The sequence below is a fragment of the Streptomyces sp. bgisy027 genome (assembly GCF_057710365.1).
This window is the reverse complement of record NZ_JBYIVZ010000059.1, coordinates 43,297-60,352: the sequence shown is the minus strand read 5'-3', so window position 1 is coordinate 60,352 and position 17,056 is coordinate 43,297. Positions and strand designations below refer to the sequence as shown.

Genomic DNA, 17,056 nt, shown 5'->3' with positions numbered 1-17,056 from the left:
TCGCCGCGGTACGGGTCAGTGCGCCCCCAGCACCCCGATGATGTCGGCCACCGTGCGCACCATCGCCTCCCGGCCCACGCTCAGGTACTTGCGGGAGTCGACCGCCTCGGGGTGGGCGGCCAGGAAGTCGCGGATCTCGCTCGTCATGGCGATGTTGAGGGCGGTGCCGACGTTGACCTTGGCGATGCCGCCGGCGACGGCCGCGGCCAGTTCGCCGTCGGGGACGCCGGAGGAGCCGTGCAGGACGAGGGGGACGTGCAGGGCCGCGGCGAGGCGCTTGAGGAGTTCGTGGTCGAGGGTGGCGGTACGGGTGGTCATGGCGTGCGAGCTGCCGATGGCGACGGCCAGGGCGTCGACGCCTGAGTCGGCGACGAAGGCGTGCGCCTCGACGGGGTCGGTGCGGGCGCCCGGGGCGTGGGCGTCCAGGGCCGGCTCGCCGTTCTTGCCGCCGAGGCGGCCCAACTCGGCCTCGATCCACAGCCCTTGGGCGTGCGCCCAGTCGACGGCCGCCTTCGTCGCGGCGAGGTTGTCCAGGTACGGCAGGCGGGCCGCGTCGTACATCACCGAGCTGAACCCGGCGTCCGGGGCCTGGCGCAGCAGGTCGTCGCTCTGGACGTGGTCGAGGTGCAGCGCGACGGGGACGTCGGCGCGCTCGGCGGCGGCGACGGCCGCGCGGGCCAGCGGCAGCAGCCGTCCGTAGCGGAACTTGACGGCGTTCTCGCTGACCTGGAGGACGACGGGCGAACCGGCCGACTCCGCACCGGCGATGACGGCCTCGACATGCTCCAGGGTGATGACGTTGAACGCGGCGACGGCTGAACGGGCTGCGGCGGCGCGGGTGATGAGCTCGCCGGTGGTCGTGAGGGGCACGGCCTGTCCTTTCTCCTGCTTCCGTTCCGGGGCGCGTCAGGGGGCGAGGATCACGGACCGGGTGAGGTGGCGCGGCCGGTCCGGGTCGAGGCCGCGGGCGGCGGCGACGGCGACGGCGAGCCGCTGGGCGCGGACCAGTTCGGCGAGCGGGTCGAGGCGGCCCTCGATCCACCGTCCCCCGGTCGCGCGCACCTGCTCGGCGAGCCCCTCGGGTGCCTCGCCGAACATCCAGGTGGCGGTGCCGGCGGTGGTGATGCTGATCGGGCCGTGCCGGTACTCCATGGCCGGGTAGGCCTCGGTCCAGGACAGGGACGCCTCGCGCATCTTCAGCCCGGCCTCGTTCGCCAGACCGACGGTCCAGCCACGGCCGAGGAAGGTGAACTGGCCGCATTCGACGAGCCCTTCGGGCAGGTCGGCGGCGAGGGCGGTGCGCGCGTCGGCCACCGCGGCGTCGGGGTGCAGGCCGAGGTGGGCGCGGAGCAGGGTGAGGGCGGTGGTCGCGAAGCGGGTCTGCACGACGGACTGTTCGTCGGCGTAGTCGAGGACGACGATCTCGTCGGCGGCCGCCATCACGGGTGTGTCCGGGTCGGCGGTGATCGCCGTGGTGAGCGTGCGCCCCTCCATCCCCGCCAGCAGGTGCAGGACTTCGGTGGTGGTGCCGGACCGGGTCAGGGCGAGGACTCGGTCGTACGTCCGCCCGGCCGGGAACTCCGACGCGGCGAAGGCGTCGGTCTCCCCCTGGCCCGCGCCCTCGCGCAGGGCCGCGAACGCCTGGGCCATGAAGTACGAGGTTCCGCAGCCGACGACCGCGACCCGCTCCCCCGGCGCCGGCAGCGCCCCGCCGAGGCCGGCCGCCTCACCCGCGGCGCGGGCCCAGCAATCGGGCTGACTGTTGAGTTCGTCCTCGACATGCGTCATGCCGCCGTCCTCCTGGCTTCCATGAACTGGCTTCCATGAACCTTCATGCTTTTTCTTGCAAGATATAGCGAGCTTTCGAGCAGAATCAAGCACTGGGCGATATCGGGGGTGGGATAAGGTCGCCGCCAGGTCGAGGAATGCCGAGAAATGGAGGCTCGATGTCGCGCGACGCCCGCTGGAAGGCGCTGCTGGAGCTGCTCGTCGAGCGGGGCCGGCTGGACGTCGAGGAGGCGGCCGCCGAGCTGGCGGTGTCGTCCGCCACGATCCGCCGTGACTTCGACCAGTTGGCCGAGCAGCAGATGCTCGTGCGCACCCGGGGCGGTGCGGTGGTCCACGGAGTGTCGTACGAGCTGCCGCTGCGCTACAAGACCGCCCGGCACGCCTCCGAGAAGCAGCGCGTCGCCAAGGCGGTCGCCGACCTGATCGCGCCCGGCGAGGCCGTCGGGCTGACCGGCGGCACGACGACCACGGAGGTGGCCCGTGCCCTGGCCGTGCGCAGCGACCTGACGTCGGGCTCGCCCGCGCTGACCGTCGTCACGAACGCCCTCAACATCGCCAATGAGCTGGCCGTGCGCCCGCAGTTCAAGATCGTGGTCACCGGCGGCGTCGCGCGCCCGCAGTCGTACGAGCTCATCGGCCCGCTCGCGGACGGTGTGCTCGGCCAGATCACGATCGACGTGGCGGTGCTCGGTGTCGTCGCCTTCGACAGCGCGCACGGCGCCGCCGCGCACGACGAGGCGGAGGCCGCGATCAACCGGCTGCTGTGCGAGCGCGCCGAGCGGGTGATCGTGGCGGCGGACTCCAGCAAGCTGGGCCGGCGCGCGTTCGCCCGGATCTGCGCGGCCGACGCGGTGGACACGCTGGTCACGGACGCGGCGGCCGACCCGGAGACCCTGCGCCGCTTCGAGGAGGCGGGCCTGCGGGTCATCGCGGTCTGAGCTCCGGGCCCCTGGCTCCGGGATCCCGCCACCGCGCCCCTCCCCCGGCCGATTCCACCTACGCTGGGAGCCAGGCGCACGGCGGGCCAGGGAGGCTGCGATGAGCACCACTCCGATCGAGACGGGCACACCGGGGGCGTCGCGGTACGTGCCGATCGCCGATCACGGGCTGATCGGCGACCTGCGCAGCGTGGCCCTGGTGGGCATCGACGGCACCATCGACTGGTACTGCTGCCCGTCCTTCGACGCGCCCAGCATCTTCGCGGCGATCCTGGACGCGGAGCGGGGCGGCTGCTTCGAGCTGGCGGCCTCCGTGCCGGCCCGGACCAAGCAGTTCTACTTCCCCGACACGAACGTCCTGATCACCAGGTTCTTCACCGAGGACGGCGTCGGCGAGGTGCAGGACTTCATGCCGGTCGACGGCGATGCGGCGGAGGTCGAGCGGCACCGGCTGATCCGGCGTGTGGTGTGCGTACGCGGCTCGATCCCGTTCCGTACGCGCGTCGCGCCCCGCTTCGACTACGGCACCCGGACGCACACCGTCCGGCTGGAGGGCGAGGTGGCGGTCTTCGAGTCCGAGGAACTGGCGATCGGGCTGACCTCGACCGTGCCGCTGGAGATCGACGGGCCGGACGTGCACGCCGACTTCAAGCTCTCCCAGGGCGAGTCGGCGGTGCTGGCGCTGGACCGGATCAGCGGTGCGCTCGCGCTGAAGCGGTGCGCACGGACCGAGGCCGAGATGCAGTTCAACAGCACGGTCGCGTACTGGCGGCGCTGGCTGTCCGCCTCCCAGTACCGGGGCCGCTGGCGGGAGATGGTGCACCGCTCCGCCCTGACTCTGAAGCTGCTCACCTACGCGCCCACCGGCGCCATCGTGGCGGCGCCGACGACGAGCCTGCCCGAGCAGGTCGGCGGCGAACGCAACTGGGACTACCGGTACATGTGGGTCCGCGACGCCGCCTTCTGCGTGTACGCGATGCTGCGGCTGGGCTTCACGACCGAGGCCGAGGCTTTCATGAGCTTCCTGACCGAGCACGTCAGCCGGGGTGACGGCTCGCCCGCCGGGCCCCTGCAGATCATGTACGGCATCGACGGCCGCACCGACCTGCCCGAGCGTGAACTCGACCACCTGGAGGGTCATCTCGGTTCCGCTCCGGTGCGGGTCGGCAACGCCGCCTCCGACCAGCTCCAGCTCGACATCTACGGCGCGCTGATCGACTCGATCTACCTGTACGACAAGTGGGCGCAGCCCATCTCCAGCGACCAGTGGGACAACGTGTGCGCGCTGGTCGACTGGGTCTGCGAGAACTGGGACCAGCCCGACGAGGGCATCTGGGAGACCCGCGGCGGCCGCAAGAACTTCCTGTACTCGCGGCTGATGTGCTGGGTGGCGATCGAGCGGGGCATCCGTATGGCCAACCGTCGCGGTCTGCCCGCCGAACTGCCGCGCTGGCAGGAGTGCCGGGACCGGATCTACCGGCGGATCATGAGCCGGGGCTGGTCCGAGACGCGCCGGGCCTTCGTCCAGTGCGAGGACAGCGACGTGCTGGACGCGGCGGTGCTGATGATGCCGATGGCGAAGTTCATCGCGCCGACCGACCCGAAGTGGCTGTCCACCCTCGACGCCCTCACCGAGGACCTGGTGTCCGACTCGCTGGTCTACCGCTACGACCCGGAGGCCAGCCCCGACGGACTGCGCGGCGACGAGGGCACGTTCTCGATCTGCTCGTTCTGGTACGTCGAGGCGATGGTCCGGGCCGGACGGCTCGACGAGGCGCGCCTCGCCTTCGAGAAGATGCTGACGTACGCCAACCATCTGGGCCTGTACGCCGAGGAGATCAGCCACACGGGCGAGCAACAGGGCAACTTCCCGCAGGCGTTCACGCATCTGTCCCTGATCAGTGCAGCCTTCAACCTGGACCGCGCCCTCGGATGAGGCAGGTCCGCGCCGGTTATCGAGCAGACATCGAACTTAGGTGAGGCTAACCTAAGCAGGGTTCCCCGACTCGCCCGGAGGGCAACCCGAGATGACGCCTGACTCGATCTTTCCGTACGTGATGCCGACCCCCGCGATGCTGCCCGACGACACCACGGGGTGGACCCTGGATCCGGAACGTGCGGCGCTCGTGGTCCGACCCGAACCGCCGGGGACCGTTCGGCAGGCGGGGCGCATCCGAGCCCTCAGTGGCCGTGCTCGCCGGCCCCCTCGTCGTGCGCGGGGGTCTGCGTGGCGGTCGTGGCCGCGCCGGCGCGGACCGTGAACTCCGCGGTGTGGACCTTGCCCTCGTGCTTGAAGTCGAGGAACAGGCGGCAGGTGCCGCCGCTCGGGGCCGTGGCCGTGAACGAGATCTGCGGGCCGGGCTGGGTGCTGCCGTCGCCGGGTTCGCCGTTGGGGTGGACGTGGAGGTAGGCGAGGTCGCCGGAGCGCAGGGCCACCAGGTGGCCGTAGGCGCCGAGGTAGGGCTGGAGGTCCTTCACCGGGCGGCCGTCGCGGGAGACGTCCAGCTTGAGTTCGCCCGCCTTGCCCGGGCGCAGGCCGCCGTCGAGGCGGACCTCGTAGCCGTGGATCTTCGCGGTGCCGTTCGGTGCGGGCATCCGCTGCGGCTCGAAGGAGCCGGCGGCGGCCAGGTCCGCGCCGAGAGTGAGGTTCTCCGCACCCTTCTCCGCCGGGGTGAAGTCGGCGAAGACGCGGTAGCCGCCCGCGCGGGGCAGTTCGACGGGGATGCTCCAGGTGCCGTCCGCCGCGCGGGCGGGGTGCAGATGGCGGTAGGTGACCAGGTCGCGTGAGGCGACGATGAGGTGCAGTTCCTTCTCGTGTTCGCGCTGGTAGGCGGTGACCGCGCGGCCGGCACTGTCGCGGATGGCGAAGCTCAGCTCGGTGCGCTTCCCGGCGGTGACGGTCGGGGTCCGCAGGTCGAGGGTGTAGCCGCCCTCGGCGATCTGGAGTCCGCCGGCCGGCGCCGTCTCGTGCCCGCCGTGACCGCCCGCGTCCTGCGCGTCCGGCTCCGCCTCGCCGTGGCTCTCGTGACGGGCGGGCGCGGGGTCCTCCACGACGGGGTCGACACCCTTGCCCACGCCGTAGGCGGTGCCGAAGGTCGCGGCCAGAGCGGCGGCGAACGCGGTGATCCTCAGTCCGGCATGCATGGCGGTCTCCTACGGGTCTGATCCTTCGATACGGTCCTTCGATGCACCTCACGATACCCCTGGGGGGTACCAAGCCAACCCCGATCCAAGCTTGCGTCCGCTACCCCCTAGGGGTATACATGGACTCCGGCAAGGATACCCCCACCCCGTATCAAGGTCGACCACGACCACCCATCACAGGAGGAACCCGTGTCCACCACCACCTACGCCGTCTCCGGCATGAGCTGCGCCCACTGCAAGGCCACGCTCACCAAGGTCATCGGCGAGCTGGACGGCGTCACCGGCGTCGATGTCGATCTGGCGACCGGACAGGTCACCGTCTCCAGCACCACCGAGCCCGACGACGCCCTCATGGGCAAGGTGGTCGACGACGCCGGTTACGAGCTGACCGGCCGCGCGGCCTGACCCGCACCCCGACCGCGGAGCCCGGCAGCCCCGGGCTCCGCCCCACCCCGCACGAGGAGCAGCGATGACCACCACCGCGTCCGACCCCACGACCGAGGTAGAACTCGCCATCGGCGGCATGACCTGCGCCTCGTGCGCGGCCCGCATCGAGAAGAAGCTCAACCGCATGGACGGCGTCACCGCCACGGTCAACTACGCCACCGAGAAGGCGAAGGTGAGCTACGGCGGTGACGTCTCCGTGCCGGACCTGATCGCCACCGTCGAGGCGACCGGGTACACCGCGCGGGAACCGGCGCCACCCGTCCAGGACGCGCCCGAGGAGGCCGGCGGGGACGACGGACTGCGGCCGCTGCGGCAGCGGTTGATCACGGCTGTGACGCTGGCCGTGCCCGTCGTCGCGATGGCCATGGTCCCCGCGCTCCAGTTCGAGTACTGGCAGTGGCTGTCGTTGACGCTGGCGGCACCCGTCGTGGTGTACGCCGGGTGGCCCTTCCACAAGGCCGCGTTCACCAATCTGCGGCACGGCGCGGCGACCATGGACACGCTGATCTCGGTCGGCACGACCGCCGCGTTCCTGTGGTCCCTGTGGGCGCTGTTCCTCGGCACCGCGGGCGAGCCGGGCATGACGCACCCCTTCGAGCTGACCATCGCCCGCGGTGACGGCTCCGGGAACATCTACCTGGAGGCGGCCGCCGGAGTCGTCGCGTTCATCCTCGCCGGGCGCTACTTCGAGGCCCGCTCCAAGCGCAAGGCGGGAGCGGCGCTCAAGGCTCTGCTGGAGCTGGGCGCCAAGGACGTCACCGTACTCGGCGACGACGGCCGCGAACGGACCGTCCCCGTCTCGGAGTTGAAGGTCGGCGCCCGTTTCCTCGTACGTCCCGGCGAGAAGATCGCCACCGACGGCACGGTCGTCGAGGGCACCTCGGCGGTGGACGCCTCCATGCTCACCGGCGAGTCCGTGCCCGTGGAGGTCGCGCAGGGCGACCCGGTCACCGGGGCGACGATCAACGCGGGCGGACGGCTCGTCGTCGAGGCCACCCGGATCGGCGCCGACACCCAGCTCGCCCGCATGGCCAAGCTCGTGGAGGACGCGCAGAACGGCAAGGCCGCGGCGCAGCGCCTCGCCGACCGGATCTCCGCGGTGTTCGTGCCGATCGTGATCGCCCTCGCGCTGGCCACCCTCGGCTTCTGGCTCGGCAACGGCGCCGGTCCGGCGGCGGCGTTCACCGCCGGTGTCGCCGTCCTCATCATCGCCTGCCCGTGCGCCCTGGGCCTGGCCACGCCGACCGCGTTGATGGTGGGCACCGGCCGGGGCGCGCAGCTCGGGATCCTGATCAAGGGCCCGGAGGTGCTGGAGTCCACGCGCAAGGTCGACACCATCGTCCTGGACAAGACGGGCACCGTGACCACCGGGCGGATGACCCTGCTCGCCGTGCACACCGCCGACCACACGGACGAGGCCGAAGTCCTGCGTCTCGCGGGCGCGTTGGAGCACGCCTCCGAGCACCCGATCGCCCGTGCCGTGGCCGGCGGGGCGCTGGAGAAGCTGGGTTCGCTGTCCACGCCCGAGGACTTCGCCAATGTGCCCGGCCTCGGAGTGCAGGGCATCGTCGACGGACACGCGGTGCTCGTCGGGCGGGAGCGGCTGCTGGAGGAGTGGGCGATGGAACTGCCCGAGGCCCTGCGGCAGGCCAGGTCCGACGCCGAGGCGGCCGGTCGTACCGCCATCGCGGTGGCCTGGGACGGCGAGGCGCGGGCCGTGCTGGAGGTCGCCGACGCGGTGAAGGAGACCAGCCCGGAGGCGATCCGGCGGCTGCGCGCCCTCGGCCTCACCCCGATCCTGCTGACCGGCGACAACGAGGCCGTCGCCCGGTCCGTCGCCCGCGAGGTCGGCATCGCGCCCGAGGACGTCATCGCCGAGGTGCTGCCGCAGGACAAGGCCGATGTCGTCAAGCGCCTTCAGGGCGAGGGCCGTTCGGTCGCGATGGTCGGCGACGGCGTCAACGACGCGGCCGCCCTGGCCCAGGCGGACCTGGGGCTGGCGATGGGCACGGGGACGGACGCGGCGATCGAGGCCGGCGACCTCACCCTGGTGCGCGGCGACCTGCGTGTGGCCGCCGACGCGATCCGGCTCTCCCGCAGGACGCTCGGCACCATCCGGTCCAACCTGTTCTGGGCCTTCGCCTACAACGTCGCCGCCCTGCCGCTCGCCGCGGCCGGCCTGCTCAACCCGATGATCGCCGGGGCGGCCATGGCCTTCTCCTCGGTGTTCGTGGTCGGCAACTCCCTGCGGCTGCGCTCGTTCCGGGCCGCGAACTGACGACTCCTCACGAAAGGAAGAGGGCGCCGCACGAGCGGCGCCCTCTTTGCTGCATTCGTCAGCCGAAGGCCTTCACGGCCTGGTAGTACGTCCAGGCCGTGCTGTTGCACGCGGTCTTCGACGCACCGCTGTAGTTCGCGCACACACGCTTGAGATCCTCGTAGAAGGCGCTGTCCAGACGCGACTTGTTGGCGTCGAACGCACCGATCGCCTTGTAGTTGCGGTAGCCGAAGTCGTGGCGGGCACAGGACGTGGAGAAGGGGAAGCCGAAGGGGTTGTCGGGCGAGGAGGAGCAGTAGTCGGTGGACCAGTCGAACCCGTAGGCGGACCAGGCGGACTGGTTGTTGCGGGCGGCGACCCAGGCGCTGTAGCTGGACGCGCTGGTCTGGGTCCAACTGGACAGGACCTGGGGCTTGTCGGCGGGGGCGGCTTCGGCGGCCGCCGCGGTGGCGACGACGGTCACGAGGGAGAGGGCTGAGGCGGCAAGACCGGTGGCGAGTCTGCGGTGCATTCCACACCTCCATGAGGCTGCGACCCGCCCGTCGGGCCGCAGGTTCATGACAAGATGATTGACGCCTGAACGGCTCCTTCACACCGCATGCGCCTCAATTGCCCATTAACTCTTGGACATGCGAGGAGATCAGGGGATGAATTCGACGTCCCTCCGTACGTCCACGGCGGTCAGCGCCAGGGCCGGCGGCCCCGGAGCGAGGAACGCGAGCGGCACCGGTTCCAGGCGCACAGGGCGGCGGTGACCACCACGAGCAGCACCAGGCCGCAGCCGCCCATATCCCGCACCCAGTCCCGGGCGGCCCGGCGCAGAGCGGTCCGCCAGTCGGTGAGCAACTCGGGGCGGGCGCAGGCACACAGGCCCGCCACGGCCTCCTGCTCGCCGAGGTCGAGCAGGACGCCACCGGAGGCGTACAGGTCGACCTGGCGGTGGTCGAGCCGCGTCACGTCGGGGGCGTCGCCGCCCGCGGCCTGGCGTCTCCTCGGGCTCTTCTTGACGGCCTCCCTGCGCCCCCTCGATCAAGCGGTGCTATTCGCCGCCGTACGGCAGCGTCGTCCCCGGCAGGTTGTACTCGTCCCGGCGGCCACACATCCCGAACCCACCGAGCCCGGTGGGCGCGGCCTCGTACGCGGTCGCGTCGCCGAGATACCCCGGCTCGCCCGCCGCCAGCGCGTCGAGCTGGGCGCCCGTACGCTCGGCCGCCGCCCGCGCACCGGCCCGCCACAGCTCCCGCCAGTCGGGCACCTTGGCCCGCACGAGGCGGGCCGCGGAGCGCTGGAACTCCAGGTACGGCCCGTTGTCCCCGGCGACGAACGCCTCGCGCAGGGCCAGGTAGCCCTCGACGGCGAGGTCCCTGCGGCGCCGGGCGGCAGCGGCGGTCTCCGGGCCCGTACCGGGCGGGAGTGCGGCGGCTGCCGTGTACTTGCCGGGATCGGCGAGCACGTCCGGCGGGAAGGTGAAGACGGCGTCCCCGGCCTCGGGCAGGCCGCTGTTCTGCATCAGCACGGTGATCCGCAGGTCGCCGCCCTGCACCATGCGGTGCACGGTGCCGGGTGTGAACCAGGCGACGGAACCCGGCTCCAGGGGGATGTCCCGGTAGCCGTCGGGGCTGAGCGTCTGGACGGCGCCCCGACCGCCGGTGACGACGTACGCCTCGGTGCACACCAGATGCAGATGCGGGCTGCCGCCGCACACGCCGTCGGCGGCCTCCCAGTCGTAGGCGCTGAGGTGGGACAGGCCGACGGCGCCCGGCAGCGGATGCGGCAGGTGCGGCTTCACCACGGCATTGCCTCCAGGTGGGCGGCGACCCGTTCCCGGTCCCAGACCCCGTCGGCGAAGACGACGCGGTACCGGTAGGCGAAGGACTCGCCCGGCGGCAATTCGAACTCCTCGAAGAACGCCCAGGAGAACGCGACCGTGGGGATCGGTTCGGAGCGCACGAACCAGTGCGACTCGTGCAGGGCCCGGAGGTTCTCCGGAGCGTGCGCGAACACCAGCGTGGAGTGTCCGTCGATGTCGTCGTGCTCTGTGGTGAAGGCCAGCCACGGACCCTGACTGCCCATCAGCTTGTCGGCGTCCGCGTCGGACCCCGGCGCGAAGGCGGTCCCACCGGTGAAATCGCGCGGGCCGCGCCACTGGAGTCCGGTGTAACCGGCCATCTCCCGGCCCTCGGTGGTCGGGGAACCGAACCGCAGGGGCTCGGCACGGGTGTTGGTGAGCCGGATCGACCAGTCAAGGGCCCAGGCACCGGCCTCCTCGTCCACCGAGTGCACGGTCAGCCCGCGCACCTCGCGCGCCCATTCCTCGCCGCCGTGCTCGATCCAGGTGAGTTCCTCGGCGACGGTCAGCCGGTCGTCCTCGACGGCGAAGACCGGGAAGCCGTCGTGCCGCATGGAGCCGACCCGCTCGGGCAGCGGCAGGTAACCCTGGCCGCGCACATAGCAGTTGCCGCCCCAGAAGTTCTGCCCGGACAGATGGCTCGCCGTCATCTGGAGACCCTTGTGCCAGCGGTGGTCGCTGGGCCGGTACCCGGTCACGGTGTACCCGGCGAGGGTGCGCACGGGGTGTGCGTAGGGCTTGCGGGACTCGAAGGCCTCCGGGTCGGGGCGGTAGACATAACGGAGGATCTCGGTGCCGTTCGCCGCCGTCACCGCGATGTGTTCGCCGTGCGCGTGGGTGACGCGGATGCTCATGCGCGCTCCTTGGGGGCCCAGTGGGGGTGGTCTCCGTGCATGGCCGGGTAGAACGGGTCACCGGGCGCGATCTCGCCCGCGTGCACCGCCAGACCCGTGAACGCGGCCTTGTACAGGGACGCGGCGAAGTCGAGGGTGGCCCGGGCGTCCGGACCGCTGCCGGGCGGGCGGACACCGTTGTCGTACGCGTCGAGGAGGGCACCCAGCTGTGCCGTGTGGGAGCTGGGCACGTCCGCCGCCGGGGTGCGCCAGGCGGTGGCCCGCTCGGCGGGCACGTGCGGGGCAGGGGTGTAGACCCAGTCGTCGTTGCGGTGGCCGTAGAGGTGGGTGAGCTCGACCGTCGCGTCCGCGCAGTCGACGCGGATGCGGCTGACCTCGTGCGGGGACAGGACGCTGTTGACGACGGTGGCGAGCGCGCCGTTCTCGAACCGCACCAGGGCCGTGGAGACGTCCTCGCTCTCGGTGTCGTGGACCAGCCGCGTGGCCATGGCACGTATCTCCGCCCAGGGGCCGAGCAGATGCAGCAGCAGGTCGAACTGGTGGATGCCGTGCCCCATCGTCGGCCCGCCGCCCTCGGTGGCCCACCGTCCGCGCCACGGGACCGCGTAGTACGCGGCGTCCCGGTGCCAGGTCGTCTGGCAGTGCGCGACCAGCGGGGCGCCCAGCCGACCGCTCGCGATCAGCTCACGGGCGTGCACGGCGCCGGAACCGTACCGGTGCTGGAAGACCACCGACGCATACGCACCCGACGCCTCCTCGGCCGCCGCGATGGCGTCGTACTCGGCGAGGGACAGGCACAGCGGCTTCTCGCACAGCACCCAGGCGCCCGCCTTGAGCGCGGCGACCGTCTGCTCCCGGTGCGGGGAGGGCGGGGTGCCGATGAGGACGAGGTCGGGGCGTACGGCGCCCAGCATCTCGTCGGTCGAGGTGTACCCGGCGACGCCGTCACCCGCGAGTTCACGGAACGCCGCCAGCCTCGCCGGGTCCACGTCGACGGCGGCGACCAGCTCCGCACGGTCGGCGTGGGCTCTCAGCGCGGGGAGGTGACTGCCGCTGACGATGGCGCCGGTGCCGATCACGGCGACGCGGCGGCGGGCGGGGCTTGGGGACATGCGGTATCTCCTCGGACGGCCGGCGGACAGCCCGCTTCAGAAAGCGCTTGCACTTCGAGGGCGACCCTAGGCAGGGACGGAATGTAAGGACAACCCCTCTGCGGCGAAGGGAGTGAAGCCGGACCCGTTCGGCCCGGCCCGCGCTTCGCACGCCCCCCTGTCCCGCCACCACTCGAACGGGTGAAGTTCATCGCAGTCCCGGGAGCCGTGCGAAACGTCAACTCGGCTTCGGCGACGCGGCGTTGACAGTGCGCGGGCATCCGCGTCACCGTGATGACTCGTCGTGCCCGGGAGGTCACCCATGGCAGCAGCTGGTACCGACACCGATTTAGTCGCACGTGTGCGGGCACTGGGGCCGCTCGTGCGCGAGCACGCCCCGCGCACCGAGCAGGAGCGGCGGGTGGTGCCCGAGGTCGCCGCGGCGCTGACGGACGCCGGGGTCCACCGGATGAACGTCCCGCGGCGGTACGGCGGTTACCAGAGCCGGCCGCGCACCCAGGTCGACACGGTCGCCGCGATCGCCGAGTCGTGCGGCTCGACCGCGTTCAAGACCGTGATCCAGGCCGGCTGCTCCTACATCGCGGCGCTCTTCCCCGACGAGGCGCAGGACGAGATCTTCACCGACCCCGACGTGAAGGTCGGCGGCACGCTGGTCCCGGACGCGACGGCGGTCCGGACGGACGGCGGCTACCTCGTCAACGGCACCTCGGGCTTCGCCACCGGCTGCCACGACGCCGACTGGCATCTGCTGACGGTCCGGGTGGAGCCGGAGTCCGGCGAGGGGCCGCCCGAGACGCTGTGGACCGCGGTGCCGATGGCCGAGCTGGAGATCCTCGACGACTGGTACGTGTCGGGGCTTGCGGGCAGCGGCAGCAACAGCGTCGTCGCGCGCGACGTGCTCGTCCCGGCGCACCGGGTGCTGCCGGTCGGGCCGTTGCTGGCAGGCGAGTTCCCGTCGAAATCCAACGCCGACGACCCGTTCTACCGGATGCCCGTCCTGCTGATGTTCTGCACCTGGACCGCGCCCAACGCACTTGGTCTGGCCCGCTCCGCCCTGGCGGAATTCAGCGAGCGCAGCCGTCGGCGGGGCATCACCTACACCTTCCACCGGCGGCAGAACGAGGCGGCGGTCACCCATCTCCAGGCGGCCGAGGCGGCCATGAAGATCTCCTGCGCCGAGCTGCTGACCGCCGAGTTCGTCTCCGTCATCGAGTCCCGGGCCGCGTCCGGCGATCCGTACACGCCCGAGGAGCGGACGAGGATCCGGGCGCAGAGCGGCTATGTGGCCCGGCTGTGCAAGGAGGCCGTCGATCTGCTCGCCTCGGCCTCGGGGGCGTCGTCCCTGCACCGGGACGTGCCGATCCAGCGGACCGTGCGGGACGCGCATGCCCTGAGCCTGCACTCGTTCGTCAATCCCGCCACCAACCTGGAGATCCACGGCCGGGTCCTGTCGGGGCTCGACCCGGGCACGCCCTTCGTATAGCTCCCCCGGTCGCCTCTTGGCGAGGCAGCACCTGACCGGCGTCACCCCTTGGCGAGGAAGCGCCGCAGCCGGGTCAGCGGCCAGGCGTTGATCACGTCGTCCTTGGTGAGCCAGCCGCGCTGCGCCGTGCCCACGCCGTAGCGCAGGTTGGCCAGGTGGACGACGGCGTGGGCGTCGCTGTCGACGGCGAACTTCACGCCGTGCCGCCGGGCCCGCAGGATGTCCTCGTCGCGCAGGTCGAGCCGGTCCGGGTGGGAGTTGATCTCCAGGGCGGTGCCGGTGCGGGCGCAGGCGGCGAACACCGCGTCGAGGTCGACGTCGATGGCGGGGCGCTTGCCGATGAGGCGGGTGGTGGGGTGGCCGATGATGTGGACGTGCGGGTTCTCGCAGGCCCTGACGATGCGCCGGGTCAGCGCCTCACGGTCCTGGTGGAAGTGCGAGTGCACCGAGGCCACGCACAGGTCGAAGCCGGCGAGGAAGCCGGCCGGCCAGTCCACCTCGCCTTCGGGGCCGATGTTCAGCTCCGCGCCGTGCAGCACCCGCATGCCGCCGCGCCTGCCCCGCCTGCCGTACTCCTCGTCGAGTTCGCGGACGCGTTCGCGCTGGGCGAGGATCCGGTCGTCGGTCATCCGCTGCATGGCCATGTCGGGGCCGTGGTCGGTGACCGCGTAGTAGGCGTAGCCGCGCTCGGCGGCCGCGGCGACCATCTCCTCCAGCGGGGCGAGCCCGTCGGTGAGGTCGGTGTGGGTGTGCAGATCGCCGCGGATGTCCCTCTCCTGGATCAGCTCGGGCAACTCGCCGCGCAGCCCGGCGTCGACCTCGCCCCGGTCCTCGCGCAGGGTGGGCGGGATCCACGGCAGGCCGAGGCGGGCGTAGACGTCCTCCTCGGTCCTGGAGACGATCTTCTCTCCGGTCTCGGTGTCGAAGAGTCCGTACTCGGACAGCTTGAGCTTCTGGTGGACCGCCATCTCCCGGGTGCGGATGTTGTGCGCCTTGGACCCGGTGAAGTACTGCATGGCCGCGCCCCAGGAGTCCGGCGGCACGACACGCAGGTCGACCTGGAGCCCCTTGGCGGTGCGGACCGAGGTCTTCTTCTGTCCGTGCGCGATGACCTCGGAGACGTACGGCAGTTCGGTGAAGGCCCGCATCACGGGCGCCGCCTTCTTCGCCGCGACGAGGATGTCGATGTCGCCGACGGTCTCGCGGGCGCGGCGCAGCGATCCGGCGTAGGCGCACCGCTCGACGCCGTCGACCTGCGACATCCCGGCGACGATGTCCTCGGCGAGGCTCATCGCGACGTCGATCAGGACCCGGTCGCCGGAGGACCGGAGCAGGTCGATGCCGTGCAGGATGTTCTCCTCGGTCTTCGGCCCGAAGCCCTTCAGGTCGCGCAGCCGCTCCTCGTGGATGGCGTCCGCGAGTTCCTCGGTGGTGGAGATGCCGAGTTCCTCGTAGAGGACCAGGGCCTTCTTCGGGCCGAGGGTGGGGATCGCGGTGAGCTGCCGGACGCCGGCGGGGATCTTCGCGCGCAGTTCCTCGACGGCGGACACCTTGCCGCTCGCGAAGTACTCGACGACCTTCTCGGCGATCGACTTGCCGACGTTCGGGATCTCTTTGAGGCCTTTCACGTCGAGTGTGGACACGTCCGCGTGATAGCCGCCGATCGCTCGGGCCGCCTTCTCGTAGGTACGCGTCCTGAACGCGTCTCCGCCGGTGATCGAGATCAGGTCCGCGTACTCCTGGAGCAGGGCGGCCACCTCGTCGTTGGACCGTGCCACCTCTCCAGGGTAGGCACGGGAGGGCCGGCCGGACGAGCCCGGCCGGGCCGACCGTGTCGGTGCGCTACTGGCCCAGGGGCGTGGGCGGAGTGGTCGTCGGGTCGGGGTCGGGTTCGGGCAGCCGGGCCGTCATCGGCGGGTGCGCCGGGGTCGCCTTCTCCTTCGTCAGCGCCCCGATGATCCTGCGGGCCACCAGAGGGTCGGCCGGCAGGGTGTGGGAGGCGAACCAGCGGGCGGCCACGGGGGACGGGGACGGTTCGACGAACTCGGCTCCGGCGTAGTCGTCGAGCGGCGGGTCGTAGATGTAGCCCGCGACGACGCCGTGGTCGACCAGGCGTTCCACGAGGGCGTCGCGGTCGTGGACCAGGAGCGGGACCCGGAACAGGGCGGGCGGGCCCTCCTGCGAGGTCCGGTCGCGCAGTGCCGGGGTGGCCCAGGTGGTGTCGGACAGCAGTGGGACACCGGCCCTGCGGCGGGCCAGGTCGCCGTCCAGCAGTGCCATCCGCAGCTCCAGCTGTCCGCGCACCAGGGCGCCGTGGCGGGAGCGGAAGCCGTGCAGGTCGACGCGTACCCAGGGCTCGTAGGCGGCCAGGCTGGGTGCGTGGCGGGCGCTGCCGGCGAGGCGGGGCGCGTGCAGGGCCATGCGGAAGTCGTCGCGTTCCAGCAGGCCGAGGCGCTGCATGGTGCGCCACGCGGGACGCACCAGCCGGAAGGTCCGCACGGCGGACCGGGCCAGCGGGCGCAGTGTGGTGGCCAGGTCGTCGCGCAGCCGGCGCGGGGTGAGCAGGTCGTCGCGCAGCAGCTCCAGTTCGCGCCGGGCGCGGGTGCCGTCGACGGCCAGGAAGCCGCCGGCCATCGCGGCGACGTGCTTGGACAGGCTGAACGCCGCGGCCGTCCCGAAGGTGCCGACCGGCTGCCCGTCCACGTGCGTGCCGATCGCGTGCGCCACGTCCTCGATCAGCGGGATCCCCAACTGCTCGCAGCGGCGGCGCAGTTCGACGACCCGGTCGGGCAGGCCGTACAGGTTGGTGGTCAGGACCAGGTCGATGTCACGCCAGGTGGAGTCCGGTACGGCGGCCGGGTCGATGTTGCCGTCCCACCGGGACACGGGGGCCTGTACCGGGCGCAGTCCGGCGGCGAGGACGACGAAGAGGATCACGTCGTCGTTCACCGGGGACATCAGCACCCGTCCGCCGGGCCGGCACCAGCGCCGCAGCGCCAGATACAGGGCCAGCCGGGCCGAGGGCGTGTAGACGCATTCGCGTCCGATGCGCCGTGTCATCATCGCGGCGAGCCGCGATCCGTACGGCATGGTCACCTCTTCCGTGGAAGGATCCGACGAAGGGTCGCCCGGAGCGGGCGGCGCGCACTCTCGAACGCCGTTC

Annotated in this window: 15 protein-coding genes; 5 read left to right on the top strand and 10 right to left on the bottom strand. The window is 71.8% G+C overall.

Features of this window, described 5'->3' with window-relative positions:
* Positions 1-15 precede the first annotated feature (15 nt).
* Complete coding sequence (locus tag AC3ETA_RS40080; protein WP_432197832.1) at positions 16-870, bottom strand: class II fructose-bisphosphate aldolase; 855 nt, start codon at positions 868-870, stop codon at positions 16-18.
* A gap of 36 nt (positions 871-906) precedes the next feature.
* A complete protein-coding gene (locus AC3ETA_RS40075) occupies positions 907-1,788 on the bottom strand; it encodes an SIS domain-containing protein (protein ID WP_432197831.1) in 882 nt (293 codons plus the stop codon).
* Positions 1,789-1,946: 158 nt separating this feature from the next.
* Here AC3ETA_RS40075 and AC3ETA_RS40070 point away from each other — a divergent pair, with 158 nt between their 5' ends.
* Positions 1,947-2,726 (top strand): DeoR/GlpR family DNA-binding transcription regulator, encoded by a 780-nt coding sequence (locus tag AC3ETA_RS40070; protein ID WP_432197830.1) that lies wholly within the window; start codon positions 1,947-1,949, stop codon positions 2,724-2,726.
* 100 nt (positions 2,727-2,826) lie between these two features.
* Positions 2,827-4,662: a glycoside hydrolase family 15 protein gene (locus AC3ETA_RS40065; protein ID WP_432197829.1), complete on the top strand. Its 1,836-nt coding sequence runs from the start codon at positions 2,827-2,829 to the stop codon at positions 4,660-4,662.
* Positions 4,663-4,907: 245 nt separating this feature from the next.
* Here AC3ETA_RS40065 and AC3ETA_RS40060 read toward each other — a convergent pair whose 3' ends face one another.
* Positions 4,908-5,870 (bottom strand): hypothetical protein, encoded by a 963-nt coding sequence (locus AC3ETA_RS40060; protein WP_432197828.1) that lies wholly within the window; start codon positions 5,868-5,870, stop codon positions 4,908-4,910.
* A 189-nt stretch (positions 5,871-6,059) separates the two neighbouring features.
* Between AC3ETA_RS40060 and AC3ETA_RS40055 the strand changes: the two genes are divergently transcribed.
* Complete coding sequence (locus tag AC3ETA_RS40055) at positions 6,060-6,275, top strand: heavy-metal-associated domain-containing protein (protein WP_432197827.1); 216 nt, start codon at positions 6,060-6,062, stop codon at positions 6,273-6,275.
* 64 nt (positions 6,276-6,339) lie between these two features.
* Positions 6,340-8,595, top strand: coding sequence for a heavy metal translocating P-type ATPase (locus tag AC3ETA_RS40050; protein WP_432197826.1), 2,256 nt, complete (start codon positions 6,340-6,342; stop codon positions 8,593-8,595).
* Between the two features lie 58 nt (positions 8,596-8,653).
* Here the strand turns inward: AC3ETA_RS40050 and AC3ETA_RS40045 are convergent, their stop codons facing one another.
* The 5 genes from AC3ETA_RS40045 to AC3ETA_RS40025 form a co-directional block, all read right to left on the bottom strand.
* Positions 8,654-9,106: a phospholipase gene (locus AC3ETA_RS40045; RefSeq protein ID WP_432197825.1), complete on the bottom strand. Its 453-nt coding sequence runs from the start codon at positions 9,104-9,106 to the stop codon at positions 8,654-8,656.
* A gap of 170 nt (positions 9,107-9,276) precedes the next feature.
* Positions 9,277-9,552, bottom strand: a complete 276-nt coding sequence (locus AC3ETA_RS40040) for a hypothetical protein (RefSeq protein WP_432197824.1) — start codon at positions 9,550-9,552, stop codon at positions 9,277-9,279.
* 82 nt (positions 9,553-9,634) lie between these two features.
* The gene (locus AC3ETA_RS40035; RefSeq protein ID WP_432197823.1) at positions 9,635-10,387 is read right to left on the bottom strand and encodes a cupin domain-containing protein; all 753 of its coding nucleotides are present in this window, start codon (positions 10,385-10,387) and stop codon (positions 9,635-9,637) included.
* Entirely contained in the window at positions 10,381-11,298 is a 918-nt protein-coding gene (locus AC3ETA_RS40030) for a DUF6807 domain-containing protein (protein ID WP_432197822.1), read from the bottom strand. Before AC3ETA_RS40030 ends, AC3ETA_RS40035 begins: the two co-directional genes overlap by 7 nt.
* Entirely contained in the window at positions 11,295-12,410 is a 1,116-nt protein-coding gene (locus tag AC3ETA_RS40025; RefSeq protein WP_432197821.1) for a Gfo/Idh/MocA family protein, read from the bottom strand. The genes AC3ETA_RS40030 and AC3ETA_RS40025 overlap by 4 nt, the downstream gene beginning before the upstream one ends.
* A 301-nt stretch (positions 12,411-12,711) precedes the next feature.
* Here AC3ETA_RS40025 and AC3ETA_RS40020 point away from each other — a divergent pair, with 301 nt between their 5' ends.
* Positions 12,712-13,893 (top strand): flavin-dependent monooxygenase, encoded by a 1,182-nt coding sequence (locus AC3ETA_RS40020; protein WP_432197820.1) that lies wholly within the window; start codon positions 12,712-12,714, stop codon positions 13,891-13,893.
* A gap of 41 nt (positions 13,894-13,934) precedes the next feature.
* Here the strand turns inward: AC3ETA_RS40020 and polX are convergent, their stop codons facing one another.
* Together polX and AC3ETA_RS40010 are read right to left on the bottom strand one after the other, a co-directional pair.
* Entirely contained in the window at positions 13,935-15,671 is a 1,737-nt protein-coding gene (gene polX, locus AC3ETA_RS40015; protein WP_432197819.1) for a DNA polymerase/3'-5' exonuclease PolX, read from the bottom strand.
* A gap of 64 nt (positions 15,672-15,735) precedes the next feature.
* Entirely contained in the window at positions 15,736-16,983 is a 1,248-nt protein-coding gene (locus tag AC3ETA_RS40010; protein ID WP_432197818.1) for a DegT/DnrJ/EryC1/StrS family aminotransferase, read from the bottom strand.
* Positions 16,984-17,056 lie beyond the last annotated feature (73 nt).